The following is a 14,714-nucleotide window of genomic DNA, read 5'->3' as shown; positions in this document are numbered from 1 at the left end:
TGTTCGTCGTCACGTCTGAATCGTGACTGTCATCAAGCATCGCGCCTTGATTCCAATCAAGGCCAAAAACGACAGGCGGATTAGCCTGTGACGCATGGAATACAGCGTCAACGCGCCAGGGATGCCGCGCCTGACACGCCCTGAACCGGGGCAGTCGGCACAGCCATTCACGACGTTCTCACTCCCTGGTTGTTACCCAGACCGCTGCGGTCGCCACCTCTCCGGCAGTGCGGCCCTGAGGGCGTCGATATCGGTACGGGCGGGGCAGTGTCATCGTCCTGTTGCCTGCCACGCGCAGGCTGGCCGGTGTCGTCGACGCAGTACCCGCATTTCCAGCAACGGCAACGCAACGTCGGAGCTGCGCCTGCGCGCGCGCCGTCAGTGTGCTGCGAATGTTCGTCCAGGGAGGATGCAATGCGCTTTGCGGTACTGAGTCTGGCCTGCCTGACCGCGCTGGCGGTCACGCCAGCATATGCGCAGCAGAATGGTCAGGAGGATGCGCACGCATTGCGCCAGGAAATCGCTGCCATGCGGCAGGCACTGGAGGGCATGCAGAAGCGCCTGGATCGGCTCGAACAACGCGAGGGCGCTGTCGCGGCTGCGCAGGTAACGGCGCCGGTGACACCACCTGGCAGCAGCGCCAACCTGCTGCATCCCACCCAGGTGCCGGGTGTGGCGCAACCGGTGCTGCCGCAGCGCGAATCGGTGGCCGACCCCTCGACGGCGGCCTCGCGTCCCGACAGCGCCGCTGGGCCGACCGACCCGGATCTGAAGGGCTTCTTTGCCATTCCAGGCACTGACACGGTGATCCGCATTGGCGGCTATGCCAAGCTCGATGCGATTGCCGATTCGCGTGCGGCCGGTGACGAGGATCAGTTCATCCCCTCATCGATGCCGGTGGGCGGCAGCCATCGCGATGTTTCCAATTTCAACATCCACGCCAAGCAGACCCGCTTCAGCTTCGAGGCGCGGCGCCCGACCACGCACGGCAACCTGCGCTTCTACCTGGAGAATGATTTCTTCGGCAGCAGCGATGGCTACGCGTTCCGCCTGCGCCACGCGTATGGCCAGCTTGGCAATACCTATGCCGGCTACGGTTACTCCAGTTTCATGGACCCGGACAGCCTGCCCGACACGCTCGACTTCGCCGGTCCCGGCGGCGCCGGCTATCTGCTGGTGGCCGGCATCCACCACAGCTTCGCGATGGGCAAGGGCAACACCCTGACGCTGGCGGCCGAAGACCCCAAGACCGAACTGGCCGGTGCCAGCGATGAACGGGCCGCAGTGAACCGGCTGCCGGATGTGACCGTGACCGCACGCATGGAGCGCGACTGGGGCCATCTTCAGCTGGGCGCGGTGGCGCGCAGCCTGGCCTATGACGGCGAGGGCGAGCGTGACCGGCGCATGGCCGGCGGCATGCAGTTCAGTGGCTCGGCATCGGTGGGCGAGCGCGATCTGTTGCTGTTCGGCGCACTCGGCGGGCGCGGCCTCAGCCGCTACACCGCGGACCTGACCGGCTCCGGGCTGGACGCGGTGGTCGGTGCCGATGGCCGTCTCGACGCGCTGGACCTGCAAGGTGGCTTCGTCGGCTACACCCATTACTGGTCCGAGCTTTGGCGTTCCAACCTGATCTTCGGCCAGTTGACCCTGGAGCGGAATGCCGCACTCGCCGCCGATGCCTTCCGGCAGAGCCGATACGGCGTGTTCAACCTGATCTGGAGCCCGGCGCCGTCGTGGACGATGGGCATGGAGCTGCTGTACGGCCGCCTGGAACAGCAGGGCGGCGCGCGCGGCGACACCGTCCGGGTGCAGGGCAGCCTGCAATACAACTTCATCAAGTAAGCGCCAGCGGCGTTACGCCAGCGCAACCGTCCCCACGCCCGGCCGCACCGGGCTCATGCCAGTACCGGAGATTGTCATGGCAGAAGCAAAGAAAATCGGGGTGGTCGGAGCCACCTTCCTCGTCGCCGGCAACATGATGGGCTCAGGCGTGTTCCTGTTGCCGTCCAGCCTCGCCAAGATCGGTACCGCATCGATCTGGGGCTGGCTGATCACCACGGCCGGTGCGCTGTTGCTGGCCTTCGTATTCGCCAAGCTGGGCAAGCTGGCGCCGAAGGCGGGCGGTCCGTACGCCTATGCGCGTGACTGGTTCGGGCCCTACATGGGCTTCCAGACCAATACCATCTACTGGTTCGCCAACTGGATCGGCAACGTTGCCATCCCGATCGCCGCGGTGGGCTATTTCAGCTACTTCTTCCCGATCCTGTCCGAGCCGCTGGTGCGCTGCATCGCGGTGCTGATCCTGGTGTGGGCGCTGAGCTTTGCCAACGTGATCGGCCCGGCCTTCGTCAGCCGTGTGCAGACGGTCACCACCAGTTTCGCGCTGGTGCCGATCCTGGGCATCGCCATCTTCGGCTGGTTCTTCTTCGATGCCGATATCTTCAAGGGCGCCTACAACGTGTCCGGTGAGTCCAACTTCGGCGCGATCTCCAGTGCCGCGGCACTGACCCTGTGGGCCTTCATCGGTGTCGAATCGGCTTCGGTCACGGCTGGCGTGGTCGAGAACCCGGAGAAGAACGTGGCCCGTGCCACCCTGGCCGGCGTGTTCCTGGCTGCCATCGCCTACATCGCCAGTTCCTCTGTGATCATGGGCATGGTGCCGAACTCGGAACTGCAGGTGTCCGACGCGCCGTTCGCACTGGCGGCGGCCAAGGCGGTCGGCGGCTGGGGCGGCGCGCTGGTCAGCCTGTGCGCCTTCATCGGCGCCGCCGGCTCGCTGGGTGGCTGGATCCTGCTGACCGCGCAGAGTGCCAAGGCAGCCTCCGATGACGGCCTGTTCCCGAGCATCTTCAGCAAGACCAACAAGGATGACGTGCCGGTCAAGGGCGTGCTGATCGTGGCCGTGCTGATGACCCTGGCGGTGCTGGTGACCTCTACCTCGGAAACCGCGTCCGCCCAGTTCGACGTGATCACGTCGGCGGCCGTGGTGCTGACCCTGCTGCCCTACATCTACTCGTGTGTGGCCTGCTACTTCGTGGTCGAACGTTCGCACACCCTGGTCCATACCGGTGCGTTCTGGACCCTCACCAGCCTGACCGTCGTGTACTGCCTGTGGGCGATCTACGGCTCGTCGGGAACCATCGTGCAGTACGCCTTCCTGTTCGTGCTGTTCATCACCGTGTTCTATCCCTTCTTCAGCGAGGAGCGCCGCCAGCAGCGGCAGCGCGCCCGCGAGGCATCGGCCATCAGCGCCGGCGCCCAGCGTTCCTGAGTTCGACAAGGAGAATCAACGTGTACTTCAAGTCCCTGGACTACCCGGTCATTGTCATCGACAACGACTACGAGTCGCCGCGCATCGGCGGCATCCTGATCCGCGCCCTGGTGGAAGAGCTGCGCAGCAACGACCAGCGGGTGCTGTGCGGGCTGAACCTGGATGATGCGCGTGCCGGCGCCCGTACCTACGTGGCGGCCTCGGCGGTGCTGATCTCGATCGATGGCAGCGAAGAGGTGGATGGCGAGTTCCAGCGCCTGACCGCCTTCCTGCGCGAGCAGAGTGCGCGCCGCGCCAACCTGCCGGTGTTCCTGTACGGCGAGCGGCGCACCATCGAAAAGGTGCCGAGCAAGCTGCTCAAGTACATCCACGGCTTCATCTTCCTGTTTGAAGACACCAAGAGCTTCATCTCGCGGCAGGTGATGCGCGCGGCCGAAGACTACATGAAGAATCTCTTGCCGCCGTTCTTCAAGGCGCTGATCCATCATGCGGCCGAGTCGAACTACTCCTGGCATACGCCGGGCCATGCAGGCGGCGTGGCGTTCACCAAGTCGCCGGTCGGCCGTGCGTTCCACCAGTTCTACGGTGAGAACACCCTGCGCAGCGATCTGTCGATCTCGGTGCCGGAGCTGGGTTCGCTGCTTGACCACACCGGCCCGATCAAGGATGCCGAGGAAGAGGCAGCACGCAACTTCGGCGCCGACCATACCTTCTTCGTCACCAACGGCACCTCCACCGCCAACAAGATCGTCTGGCACGGTACAGTGGCCCGCGGCGACGTGGTGTTCGTCGACCGCAACTGCCACAAGTCGCTGCTGCATGCGCTGATCATGACCGGTGCGGTGCCGGTGTACTTCACTCCCAGCCGCAACGCGCACGGCATCATCGGCCCGATCAGCCTGGACCAGTTCACGCCGGAGTCGCTGCAGCAGCGCATCGCCGCCAATCCGCTGGCCAGCCAGGCCTACAAGGCCGGTTCCAAGCCGCGCATCGCGGTGGTCACCAACTCGACCTACGACGGCCTGTGCTACAACGCCGAGAAGATCGCCGCCGAAATCGGCAGCGCGGTCGACTTCCTGCACTTCGACGAAGCCTGGTACGCCTACGCCGCGTTCCATCCGTTCTATGAGAACCACTACGGCATGGCCAAGGGCAAGCCGCGCGAGCAGGATGCGATCATCTTCACCACGCATTCCACCCACAAGCTGCTGGCCGCGTTCTCGCAGGCGTCGATGATCCACGTACGCAACTCGGCGCAGCGCGACCTGGATGCCGAGCGCTTCAACGAGTCGTTCATGATGCACACCTCGACCAGCCCGCATTATGGGGTGATCGCGGCCTGTGACGTGGCCTCGAAGATGATGGAGGGCGAGGCCGGCCGTTCGCTGGTGCAGGAAATGCATGACGAGGCGATCGCCTTCCGCCGCGCGATGCTGCACGTCCGCGACGACCTCGGGCGCGACGACTGGTGGTTCAGTGTGTGGCAGCCGACCAAGGTCGAGCGCAGCCTGGACAAGGGCGATACGCCGGCGCCGCTGGTGGCCAAGCGCGAGGAGTGGTACCTGCAGCCGGACGCGCACTGGCACGGCTTCGAGAATCTGGTCGATGACTACGTGCTGATCGACCCGATCAAAGTGACCCTGCTGACCCCGGGCCTGGCGATGGACGGCAGCATGGGCAAGCTGGGCATTCCGGCGGCGGTGCTGAGCAAGTTCCTGTGGGGCCGCGGCATCACTGTGGAGAAGACCAACCTGTATTCGGTGCTGTTCCTGTTCTCGATGGGCATCACCAAGGGCAAGTGGAGCACGCTGGTCACCGAGCTGATGGCCTTCAAGGAGCTGTACGACTGCAACGCGCCGCTGAGCCAGGCATTGCCGACGCTGGCGGCGGACTATCCGATTGCCTACGCCGGCTGGGGACTGCGTGACCTGTGCGATGCATTGCACGCGTTCAACCAGGAGTTCGAGGTCGCCAAGGTGATGCGCGAGATGTACGTGGATCTGCCGACGCCGGTGATGACCCCGGCCGATGCCTACAACCACCTGGTGAAGGGCGAGATCGAGCGGGTCGACATCGAGCAGCTCAGTGGTCGCGTCGCGGCGACCATGCTGGTGCCGTATCCGCCGGGCATTCCGACCATCATGCCGGGCGAGCGATTCGGCGACAGCGACGAGCCGATCATCCAGTCACTGCGTATTGCCCGTGAACAGAATGCGCGCTTCCCGGGCTTCGAGTCGGATGTGCACGGGCTCATCATCGAGCACGATGGCGATGTGACCTCGTACAAGGTGGAGGTGCTGAAGGCCTGACCGGCGACGGTCGGCCCTTCGGCGAGTGATGGATACCGCGCGCGAGCAACGCATCCTGAAGTTCTCCATCGGGCTGACCATTGCGGTGAGCGCGGTCGGCTTCATCGGGGGCCTGCTGGTGGGATCGCAGGCCATCCTGTTTGACGGCGTGTACAGCCTGGTCGACGTTGCCTTGACCCTGGTGTCGTTGTCGGTACTGCGGCTGGTGGCGCGGGAGCAGAGCCCGCGCTTCCAGTACGGCTATTGGCACCTGGAGCCGATGGTCGAGGCACTCGGCGGGGTGATCCTGTCGCTGGCCTGCGTGTATGCGCTGGCCAACGCGGTCATTGGCTTGACCACGGGCGGGCACGAAGTGAAATTCGGGCCGGCGCTGTGGTGGGCGGCGCTGCTGAGTGCCAGCAACCTGGCGATGGCGGCATTCGTCGCGCAGCGCGCGCGTCGGCTGCGCTCGGCGCTGTTGTGGCTGGATGTGCGCGGCTGGCTGCTGGGCGGCGTGATGAGCCTGGCGGTCGTGCTGGCCTTCGTGCTGGCCCTGGTCCTGCATGGCGGCGAGTGGCACCACTGGGTCCCGTACCTGGATTCGATCGTGCTGGCGTTGATCAGCCTGGCGGTGCTGCCAGTGCCGGCGCGCAGTGCATGGAAAGCCATGCGCGAAGTGCTGCAGGTGGCGCCGGATGACCTGGACCGGCGCGTGCAGCAGGTAATGCAGGCGTTCGTGTCCGAGCGTGGCTATGCCGGTTTCACCAGCCACGTGGCGAAGATGGGGCGGATGCGCTTCATCGAGATCCATGTGCTGGCAGACCCCGGTACGCCATTGGGCTCGGTGGGCGAGGTCGATGCGATGCGCGATGAGATCGCCGTGCGGCTGGATGCGCGGGGCAGCACGTTCTGGTTGACCATCGATTTCACTGCGGATCCGGCGTGGACGTAGCCCTGCTTGTTCGGCTCGGGCACCACGGGCGGCCGCCTTCTCCGGCCCTGTACAGCCGGGCCGTGTTCGACTGCCGTTGGCGTGGAGCAGCCGAGCGTGGGCCCGGCTCTACGACTGCCGATTGCGTGGAGCGGCCGAGCATCGGTCCGGCGATACGCGACGCGATCGTTGCACACGGCGGACTGCTCTGTTGCGCCGGATGGGTTTGACCTGAACCTGGGTTGAGGTCGCAGACTGCGGCACAGTTCCACAACGCCTAGCGCAGGTAGTACTCCACCGGCACCACCAGTTCCTGTGGTGCCTTCAGTTCATCGGGAATGGGCGGTAGTGGCTGCGCGCGGCGGAAGGTCTGCAGTGCGGCGCCGTCAAGCATCGGTTGTCCACTGGACTGCTCCAACCGCAGGGCCAGCAGGCGTCCGTCGCGATCGATGCTGGCCCTGACCCAGGCAGTGCCCTGCTGGCGCCGTGAGCGGGCCGCAGCAGGGTAGTAGCGATAACGCTCCAGCCGTGCCATCAGGCGGGCTTCCCACTGGTCGCTGGCGGCGCCGGCCTGGAAGTCCGCCGGTGGGGCGTCGGGAGCGGGCGGCGCGGCCGTGATCGATGCCGGTGCGGGACTTGCATCGGTCGCGGCCGCAGGCGGGGCGACAGGCAGGGCTTGCCGGCCAGCGCCACCGCGTTCGCTGGCGGCCACCTCGCCCTCGCGTGCGGCGGTGGGCTTCGGTGGAGGGGGCGACTTCGTCGGTTGGGATGCGCGCGCCTCCTGCGCCTGGCTGGGTGTGTCGGCCTGGCGTTCTTCCAGTGGCTGCGGCGGCGTCGCCGGTGCCAGCAGGCGCAGGCTGATGCGCACGTCCTGCTCGGGCGGCGGCAGCGATGGCGGCGCGGCCACCCAGTGCACCAACAGCAGCAGGGGCAACAGGTGAAGCCCGATGCTGATGGCGATCGCCTGCCAGTGTTGGCCACGCTCACTCATCGTCCAGCGCCCATAGCAGGTCGGCGTCGACCGCCTCGACGGATTCACCCGGCGAGGCCAGTGCGATCACCAGCGCTGGTGTGTCCGCTGGCAGGTAGCCCGGCACGCCGGTACCGCGCAGTACATGCCAGCGGCCGGCCAACAGCAGCGTGGGTGCCGGTGCCTCGGTCGTTACCTGTGCCATGCGCGTGTCGCGGGCCTGTTGCACCGCCAGCATCCCTTCCAGCATCGGTGCTGCGTCCGCATGCTGGGCCAGCACCACGGCCGACAGGCGGTGCCGGGCGGTGGGCATCGGGAACCGCACCGGCCCGTTGGAAGCGAGCAACGCATTGACCTCGGCACGCGACAGATTGCCGCCGAACAGGGGGATGCCGGCAGCGGTGGCGTCCTGTACCAGCCCGCCATGGGCAGCCCACGGCCAGCGTGTATCCCAGCCCAGCAGCTCCTGCAGGCGCGCACCGTCGGCATGGTTGCCGGTGGCCAGCCAGCGCTGCACCCGCTGCAGGCGCGGCTGGCGTTCGCTGGCAATCATCTCCAGCACCAGCGCGCCTTGTGGACGCTGCTGCTGCAGCGCGTGCAGCAGCCAGCGCTGGGCGGCGTGGTCACCGGCCAGATCGTGGCGTTCGCCCAGCAGCAGTCGCGGGGCATTCGCTGCGCGCTTCACGAATGCGGCTTCGTCCAGGGGCTGGCCACTGGCCAGGTCGATCACCGTGCCGGGCATCGGCTGCGCGCTGACCATTGCGGCCAGCGCAAGCAGGCACAGCGGCAGCCAGCGACGGCTAGAACGCCACATTGACGCCCATCGAGACGGTGCGGCCACGGCCGTTGCCGCGGTCCAGAATCGGGCTGAAGATGCTGTCGATCGAGGCATTGTTGTCATAGGCTTTGTTCTGCAGGTTTTCGATGTTCAGCCACAGCGTGGTGCTGGGCTGGGGCTTGAAGCTGGCGTAGAAGTCGAGGAGTACACCGGTACCACCGGTCTTGCGGGTCTGGAAGAAGTCGTAGCCTTCTTCGGTGGGCCCGGAGTATTCGGCACGCAGGCCGGCCTGCACGCGCTGCTGCCACCAGCGGCCGCCCACGTCCAGCGTCCAGTAGCGGTCGGGCAGGGCGGTGATGTCTTCCAGGTTGACGAATTCGATGGCGGGCGCGCTGGTGTGCGAGCGGGTCCAGCTCAGCGTCGCGTGATAGCGCGTGCTGGCGTAGTGCGCTTCCAGCTCGATACCGCGCATGCGCACCACGCCCGGGTGGTTCATCCAGCGCGTGGTGGTGCTGAAGTCGTCCACGTCCAGTGCATCGGTCCAGGCAGTGAGCTGCGGATCGCTGTCGATCGGTACCACGACTGGCTCCACTTCCGGCGGATGCACGATCAACAGGTATTGCGGCTTGATGTAGTCGCGGATGCGGTTGTCGAAGCGGGTGACGCGCAGCTGGGCCAGGTCGCCGTCAACCAGCAACGCGTCGGTGCTGAGGTTGGCGCCGAACTGCAGGTTGCGCGAGCGCTCACGGCGCAGGAACGGATTGGCGCCGACGCCATCGGCATCGCTGATGCCTTCCAGTGGTATCTTCTCGAAGAACATCTCCTGGACGCGTGGCGGCCGCGAAGTGCGGGAGACTTCAGCGAACAGTTGCAGCGAGTCGGTGGCCTGCCACGAAACCGCCAGGCTGGGGCTGAGCGCGTGCTGGGTGCGGCGCACGTCGATGCCGCCGCCATTGATCTCCGCGCACTGGCCGGGGACATCCGAGCACACCGGAACGTGGCCGCGGATGCCGTAGCGATCCTGGCGCAGGCCTGCGGTCAGCGCGTAGACGTCGTACTGCAGTTCCAGCGTGCTGAACACGCTGTCCAGCTGGCTGCGGCCCTGCGGGTTGGCGCCGCGCAGGGTGGGGGTGTCGGCCACATAGATATCCGACTGGTGCTTGATGCCGGTGTTCCAGCGGGCCTGCAGCGCGCCGATATCGAAGCGGCTGGTGTTGTCGAGGGTCCAGCTGCTCAGGCTGCTGTGGGTGCGCCGACCGATGTAGCTGGAATCCTCCACGGGCGGATAGAACAGCCGGGTCTTGTTGCTGGCAAAGGTCGCGCGCAGGTCGATCCACGGCGAATAGGGCGTGTAGTGGTAGCTGGCGCGCTGGTTGCGTGCGGAAATCTGCCACGGGTAGTTGTGGTAGAAGTCGTTTTCGTAACGCATGTGGCTCAGGTCCAGCCGATGCTGGTCGCTCGGCTGCAGGCGTGCTTTCAGCAGCCAGCTGCTGGGCTGCTGGCTGCCCGGGTCGGCGGTGTTCTTCTGCCCCCGCGCGGTGGCGTATTCGCTGCTGCGGCTGCTGCTGGCAGCGGTCAGCAGGCCGAACTGGCGATCACCGCCGTCCTCGCTGTGGCGCCAGGCGCCGGCGAAGGTGCGGCCATTGCCGTAGCCGTTGTTGCCGTGGCGGTAGCCTGCACGCAGGCCCCAGCGACGGTCTTCACCGAGCAGGTCATCGATATCCAGCGTGCGGAAATTGGCACTGCCGGCCAGCGTGCCTGCGCCATCACCACCGGCGACCGCGCCGCGTTGCACGTCCACGCCGGCCAGCAGGAACGGGTCGACGTAGGCGAACGGGCCACCGGAGCCATGGCCCGCGTTGTTGCGGAAGGCCTGGGTGACACCATCGATCATGGTGTTGACCCGCCCGGCGCCGGTCATGCCGCGGATGTTGACCTGCAGGCCGGGCTGGCTGCGCGAATGGAAGCTGTGGGTGCCGGGCATCGAGCGCAGCAGGCTGTTGCCGTCCTGGCGCTCGGCCATCGCCACGCGTTCGCTGCCGACGGAGGGCGCGAAGCCATCGCCGGTGGCCGGTACATATTGGCTGGCGCCGGCACCCGGTGCCCGGCCGTGCGCGGCAGTGGCCTGTACGCGCAGCGGGCCGGTTCGACGGCTGCCGTCGGTGGGTGCGGTCGGCGCCGGTTCCAGCGTGGCACGGCGTGTGTCGATGAAGCGGGGGCGCAGGCCGCTGCCGACCAGCAGGTGCGACAGCGCCTGCGCATCATCGAACTGTCCTTGCAGCGCCGGTGCCGTCTGGCCACTCGGCAATGCCGCCCCGATCACCAGATCGACTCCGGTCAGCCGGCTGTACGCATCCAGCGCACTGGCCAGCGGTTGTGCAGGAAGATCGAAGTGGCGCGTGACGGTCTGCGCGTGCGCGCTGGCCGCCAACAGTGGAAGCGGAATGGCGCAGGCCAGTGACAGGGCGAGGACAAGGGGGCGGTGAAACGGCATCGGGAGCTCCAGGGGCTGACGCAGCGCGTCGTCATCCTGGGTAGACGCAGCGGCAGGGCTGATGTCAGGGTGCATCGCGATGTCCCTTGCGTGGCGGCAGCCACACCTGCACGCCCGCGCCCAGGCGGAGCACGCGCACACGCAGCTGTGTGGCCAGCTGGTCGCGGCTGCGCGCCGCGCCGTCGGCGCTGCCGAGCAGGGTGACCGGCTGCTGGCGCAGCTGTGCGCCGATGATCCAGGTGTAGCCGCCATGCCAGCGATCCAGGCCCTGGGTGACCTCGGCCAAGGGTGCGGAGATCCAGTGCAGGCGCCGCTCGCGCCAGGCCAGGGCAGCCCCTTCCGCTGGAAGCAGCGTGGCGGATGCCTTCGCGTCGAATCGCATCTGCTGCCCTTCGGATGCTTGGCGGGTGCTGCTGCCGGACACCACGTTGACGCGGTGCTCGGTGACCGTGACCACGCTGTCGTCGCGCAGTACCGCCAGATCGAACGCGGTGCCCAGCGCGGTGACAGTACCGTGCGGGGTATGCACCTGGAACGGTCGCGCAGCGTCGGCGCTGACCTGGAACCAGGCCTGGCCGCGCTCCAGCTGCAGCTGGCGGCGCTGTGCATCGATGCGGACATGGACTTCGCTGCCGGGCGAGAGCAGTACGCGCGAGCCATCCGGCAGTACTTCTTCGCGGATCTCGCCTGCCGCCGTGCGGATCATCTGCGCGGCCGGGGGCGCGGCTTGGTGGGTATACAGGCCCAACGCACAGAGCAGCAGCACGGCCGTACCGGCGTCGCGCAGGCGCCGGCGCTGCCGCCGGAGCTGGTGCCGCTGCAGGCTGGGTGTCGCATCACCGGCCAGCCAGAGCGCCTGCAGGTGCTGGTACTGCGCGGCGTGGCGCGCATCGGCGTGGTACCACTGGCTGAACGCACGCTCGTCACGGCCGCCGTCGCGGCCGTCCAGCCACCAGCGTGCGGCCTCGCGCGCGATCGCCTCCTGGCTCATGCGCCGGGTACCTGCTGCAGCGCGACCAGCGCACGCAGCAGATGGCCGTGCGCGGTCTGCCGGCTGATCCCCAGCTGTCGGCCGATCTGGGCCAGCGTCATCTGCTCCACCCGTGCCAGCAGGAACACCTGGCGCGACCGGGGCGGCAACGCGGCAATGACCGCGTCGAGGTGGCGCAGCTGTTCGGCATCGAGCAGGCGCTGGTCCGGCAGGGGCGAAGGATCAGTGATGGCGAGCAGCTGCACGTCATCCAGAGCGTCTTCGCGCCGGCGTTGGCGTTGCCGGTAATGATCGGCGATCAGGTTGTGGGCGACGCGGTACAGGTAGGCGCGGCCATTGCTCAGCAGGCCACTGGCGGCGATTCTGACGACGCGCAGCCAGGTTTCCTGGACGACGTCATCGGCGTCGCTGCGTTGCGGGAGTTTACGGCGGACATGGGCGTGCAGCGGCCGGTAGTGGGCCGCGCACAGCTGCGCGACATCAGTCGGTTCGACAGGCGTGGACACGGGGCGGGCGACAACTGGGAAAGGGAACAGCCCGCGGCGGCAAGGGCAGCGGCTGCACCTTACAGCAAAAGAGAATCATTTGCATCAATGGGCGCAAGGCGCGGCATGCATGGCCGACTGCGAGGTCAGCGCGGACGATAATCGCAGTGGATCTGCAAGGCTTCGGTGGGGTTGTGTGCAGCGCGAAACCGCATTGCTGGAGGCTGCGCTTCACGCAGGCGATCGCTTTGGCGTGGCGGGCGGTGCGACGATCCTGCCAGCGCGGCGGGGTGAACACGCCCAGTGGCAGCAGCCGCAGCCGCTTGCCGTGCAATACCACCGAGACATCGATATGACGGCCATCGATGTCGTGGCCGTTGGCGCCGAAAGATGGCATCGACTTCATCATGGCGCTGCGGATAGCAGGCGCGGAGCACCGCGATGCCGAGCCAACGCGCGCCACGACGGAAGCTGCCAAGCCGGCGGTGGCTGGGTTCGAAGCCGCGCGTGACCGGCAGGCCCAGCCCGGCAGGCAGCAATGCCTGCGCGTCGAGCAGGCGTTGCAGTACATCTTCTTCCAGCTGGATGCGGGTGGAGGGCCAGCGCGGTGCGACGAGCAGCCCGTGGTGGCGGCCGCGTTGCAGGGTCAGCATGGGTCAAGCTTCGCATGCGGGCGAACGGCCGGGGTAGTGCCGGCCGCTGGCCGGCAAATCTGTTCCCCGTCGGGTGCCGGCCAGCGGCCGGCACTACCGTGACGATCGTCAGAGGTCGCGGTACTGGATCTGCGACGCCAGTACGCGCAGGCCATCGGCATTGCTGGACAGGATGCGCTCTTCGCCGATGCCTTTCTGCCGTTTGAGCTGGAAGCCCTGGTCTGCAGGCAGCTGCGCGGCGATGCTGTCCATGCGCTGCAGGGCATCAGGCCCGCTGCAGTCGAAGTGGCCCCAGTAGGCGCCATCGCGGTGGATCTGCAATCGGTAGTTCATCGCGGTAGCTACGGCAGGTCCTGCAGCCAATGGTCGAACATCGCGGTGGCGGCCGCGGCCAGTGGCGCGCCATAGCGACGCGCCTGCGTGCGCAGGTCGTTCGGATCGATGCCAGCCTGCGCCAGTTCCAGGGTGTGACCGATCAGCCAGCGCTCGAACTGGCGCGCGTCCAGCTCCGGATGGCATTGCAGTGCCAACGCATGGTTACCGATGGCAAAGGCCTGGTGGCGGCAGGCCGGCGTGCTGGCCAGGCGGCGTGCACCCGCCGGGAGTTCGAACGCCTCGCCATGCCAATGCAGTACCGGAATGCCCTGCAGGGCCTGCAGTGGCGAGCGCTGGCCGTCATCGGTGAGCAGCAGCGGCGCAAAGCCGATCTCCTTGCCACCACTGGCGGCGACGTCGGCACCGAGTGCACGCGCCATCAGCTGCGCGCCCAGGCAGATGCCCAGCGTGGGCCGCTGCTGCTGCAGCCGACATTGCAGCAGCGCGATGCTGTCATCGAGGAAGGGATAGAGATCAACGTCGTTGACGCTTACCGGACCGCCCAGCACCACCAGCAGGTCGGCGGCTTCGGCCGGATCGAGGGCGTCGACACCGGCCTGCAGCACCTGCAGCTGCCAGCCCTGTGCCATCAGCAGAGGCTGCAGGGTGCCGAGGTCTTCAAAGGCGACGTGTTGCAGGACGACCGCGTGCTTCATGCCAGGGCTCCATTGCTGGGCCAGTAGAAACTGTCCGGGGTGGCGCGTGCGCCGAAGATGGCCTGCCCGACGCGGACCACGGTGGCACCTTCCTCGATGGCCACTTCGAAGTCACCGGACATGCCCATCGACAGCTGCGACAGGTCGATGCCGGGAGGTGCAGTGCGCTGCAGCTGGTCGCGCAGTTCGCGCAGGCGCACGAAGCAGGCACGCACGCGCTCGACCTCGGGGGTGAAGATGGCCAGCGTCATCAGGCCGCGTACGTGCAGGCGGTCGAACGCTGGAAGCTGCTGCACAAAGGCCTCGACGGCAGCAGGTTCCAGACCGTACTTGCTGGGTTCGGCGGAGGTGTTGACCTGCACGAACACATCCAGCGTGCGGTCTTCCAGCTGCAGGCGCTGCTGCAGTGCTTCGGCCACGCGCAGGCTGTCCAGCGCCTGGAACTCGCTGGCGAAGCGCGCCACGTAGCGCGCCTTGTTTGTCTGCAGATGCCCGATCACCGACCAGTGCACGCCCAGATCGGCCATCGTCTCGGCCTTGCGCTGCGCCTCCTGCACCTTGTTCTCGCCCAGCTCGCGGCAACCGGCGGCCACCGCCATGCGGATGCGGGCGTCATCGACGGTCTTGCTGACCGGCAGCAGGCGCACGCTGGCCGGGTCCCGGCCGACGCGGGCGCAGGCAGCGGCGATGCGTTGGCGCACCGTGACCAGGTTGGCGGCGATCTGTTCAACGGACTGGGCGACGGGCCAGTCGGCGGCGGCAAGGGGCATGCGGGCACCTCCAATGCGGGATGGCCAGGGTGGGATACACTGGCACAGGACA

Annotated in this window: 13 protein-coding genes; 4 read left to right on the top strand and 9 right to left on the bottom strand. The window is 67.2% G+C overall.

The features are described from left to right. Positions 1 to 414: 414 nt before the first annotated feature. The 4 genes from AC5P66_RS16270 (at position 415) to AC5P66_RS16255 (ending at position 6,511) form a co-directional block, all read left to right on the top strand. A complete protein-coding gene (locus AC5P66_RS16270; RefSeq protein ID WP_099495737.1) occupies positions 415 to 1,842 on the top strand; it encodes a DcaP family trimeric outer membrane transporter in 1,428 nt (475 codons plus the stop codon). Between the two features lie 76 nt (positions 1,843 to 1,918). Beyond that, entirely contained in the window at positions 1,919 to 3,271 is a 1,353-nt protein-coding gene (gene adiC / locus AC5P66_RS16265; RefSeq protein WP_049415369.1) for an arginine/agmatine antiporter, read from the top strand. Between the two features lie 20 nt (positions 3,272 to 3,291). Continuing rightward, positions 3,292 to 5,580, top strand: a complete 2,289-nt coding sequence (locus AC5P66_RS16260) for an Orn/Lys/Arg family decarboxylase (RefSeq protein ID WP_049415368.1) — start codon at positions 3,292 to 3,294, stop codon at positions 5,578 to 5,580. A gap of 28 nt (positions 5,581 to 5,608) precedes the next feature. Next, a complete protein-coding gene (locus AC5P66_RS16255; protein ID WP_099495738.1) occupies positions 5,609 to 6,511 on the top strand; it encodes a cation diffusion facilitator family transporter in 903 nt (300 codons plus the stop codon). Positions 6,512 to 6,767: 256 nt separating this feature from the next. On the opposite strand, the gene AC5P66_RS16250 is transcribed toward AC5P66_RS16255, so the two are convergent. The 9 genes from AC5P66_RS16250 to AC5P66_RS16210 all read right to left on the bottom strand — a co-directional run bounded on the left by AC5P66_RS16250 (position 6,768) and on the right by AC5P66_RS16210 (position 14,662). After that, entirely contained in the window at positions 6,768 to 7,481 is a 714-nt protein-coding gene (locus AC5P66_RS16250; RefSeq protein ID WP_099495739.1) for an energy transducer TonB family protein, read from the bottom strand. Continuing rightward, the gene (locus AC5P66_RS16245) at positions 7,474 to 8,274 is read right to left on the bottom strand and encodes a ChaN family lipoprotein (RefSeq protein WP_099495740.1); all 801 of its coding nucleotides are present in this window, start codon (positions 8,272 to 8,274) and stop codon (positions 7,474 to 7,476) included. The genes AC5P66_RS16250 and AC5P66_RS16245 overlap by 8 nt, the downstream gene beginning before the upstream one ends. After that, positions 8,261 to 10,732 (bottom strand): TonB-dependent receptor, encoded by a 2,472-nt coding sequence (locus tag AC5P66_RS16240; RefSeq protein WP_099495741.1) that lies wholly within the window; start codon positions 10,730 to 10,732, stop codon positions 8,261 to 8,263. Before AC5P66_RS16240 ends, AC5P66_RS16245 begins: the two co-directional genes overlap by 14 nt. Positions 10,733 to 10,796: 64 nt before the next feature. After that, positions 10,797 to 11,723, bottom strand: a complete 927-nt coding sequence (locus AC5P66_RS16235) for a FecR family protein (protein WP_049415359.1) — start codon at positions 11,721 to 11,723, stop codon at positions 10,797 to 10,799. Next, positions 11,720 to 12,229 (bottom strand): RNA polymerase sigma factor, encoded by a 510-nt coding sequence (locus tag AC5P66_RS16230; protein WP_049415357.1) that lies wholly within the window; start codon positions 12,227 to 12,229, stop codon positions 11,720 to 11,722. Before AC5P66_RS16230 ends, AC5P66_RS16235 begins: the two co-directional genes overlap by 4 nt. A gap of 125 nt (positions 12,230 to 12,354) precedes the next feature. Further along, positions 12,355 to 12,861: a hypothetical protein gene (locus AC5P66_RS16225; RefSeq protein ID WP_241896219.1), complete on the bottom strand. Its 507-nt coding sequence runs from the start codon at positions 12,859 to 12,861 to the stop codon at positions 12,355 to 12,357. A gap of 108 nt (positions 12,862 to 12,969) precedes the next feature. Further along, a complete protein-coding gene (locus AC5P66_RS16220) occupies positions 12,970 to 13,194 on the bottom strand; it encodes a hypothetical protein (protein ID WP_099495742.1) in 225 nt (74 codons plus the stop codon). An 8-nt stretch (positions 13,195 to 13,202) separates the two neighbouring features. After that, a complete protein-coding gene (locus tag AC5P66_RS16215; RefSeq protein ID WP_099495743.1) occupies positions 13,203 to 13,892 on the bottom strand; it encodes a glutamine amidotransferase in 690 nt (229 codons plus the stop codon). Beyond that, entirely contained in the window at positions 13,889 to 14,662 is a 774-nt protein-coding gene (locus AC5P66_RS16210) for a YggS family pyridoxal phosphate-dependent enzyme (RefSeq protein WP_049414236.1), read from the bottom strand. Before AC5P66_RS16210 ends, AC5P66_RS16215 begins: the two co-directional genes overlap by 4 nt. Positions 14,663 to 14,714: the final 52 nt, after the last annotated feature.

Source organism: Stenotrophomonas sp. YJH_SMC_122, from assembly GCF_059369535.1.
Note: the sequence above shows the minus strand (reverse complement) of the source record. Positions and strands in the feature narration are given on the sequence as shown.

Coding starts and splice junctions, on each gene's coding strand:
- AC5P66_RS16270 (WP_099495737.1), top strand. CDS start 415: ATGCGCTTTGCGGTACTGAGTCTGGCCTGCCTGACCGCGCTGGCGGTC.
- adiC (WP_049415369.1), top strand. CDS start 1,919: ATGGCAGAAGCAAAGAAAATCGGGGTGGTCGGAGCCACCTTCCTCGTC.
- AC5P66_RS16255 (WP_099495738.1), top strand. CDS start 5,609: ATGGATACCGCGCGCGAGCAACGCATCCTGAAGTTCTCCATCGGGCTG.
- AC5P66_RS16250 (WP_099495739.1), bottom strand. CDS start 7,481: ATGAGTGAGCGTGGCCAACACTGGCAGGCGATCGCCATCAGCATCGGG.
- AC5P66_RS16245 (WP_099495740.1), bottom strand. CDS start 8,274: ATGTGGCGTTCTAGCCGTCGCTGGCTGCCGCTGTGCCTGCTTGCGCTG.
- AC5P66_RS16240 (WP_099495741.1), bottom strand. CDS start 10,732: ATGCCGTTTCACCGCCCCCTTGTCCTCGCCCTGTCACTGGCCTGCGCC.
- AC5P66_RS16235 (WP_049415359.1), bottom strand. CDS start 11,723: ATGAGCCAGGAGGCGATCGCGCGCGAGGCCGCACGCTGGTGGCTGGAC.
- AC5P66_RS16225 (WP_241896219.1), bottom strand. CDS start 12,861: ATGCTGACCCTGCAACGCGGCCGCCACCACGGGCTGCTCGTCGCACCG.
- AC5P66_RS16220 (WP_099495742.1), bottom strand. CDS start 13,194: ATGAACTACCGATTGCAGATCCACCGCGATGGCGCCTACTGGGGCCAC.
- AC5P66_RS16215 (WP_099495743.1), bottom strand. CDS start 13,892: ATGAAGCACGCGGTCGTCCTGCAACACGTCGCCTTTGAAGACCTCGGC.
- AC5P66_RS16210 (WP_049414236.1), bottom strand. CDS start 14,662: ATGCCCCTTGCCGCCGCCGACTGGCCCGTCGCCCAGTCCGTTGAACAG.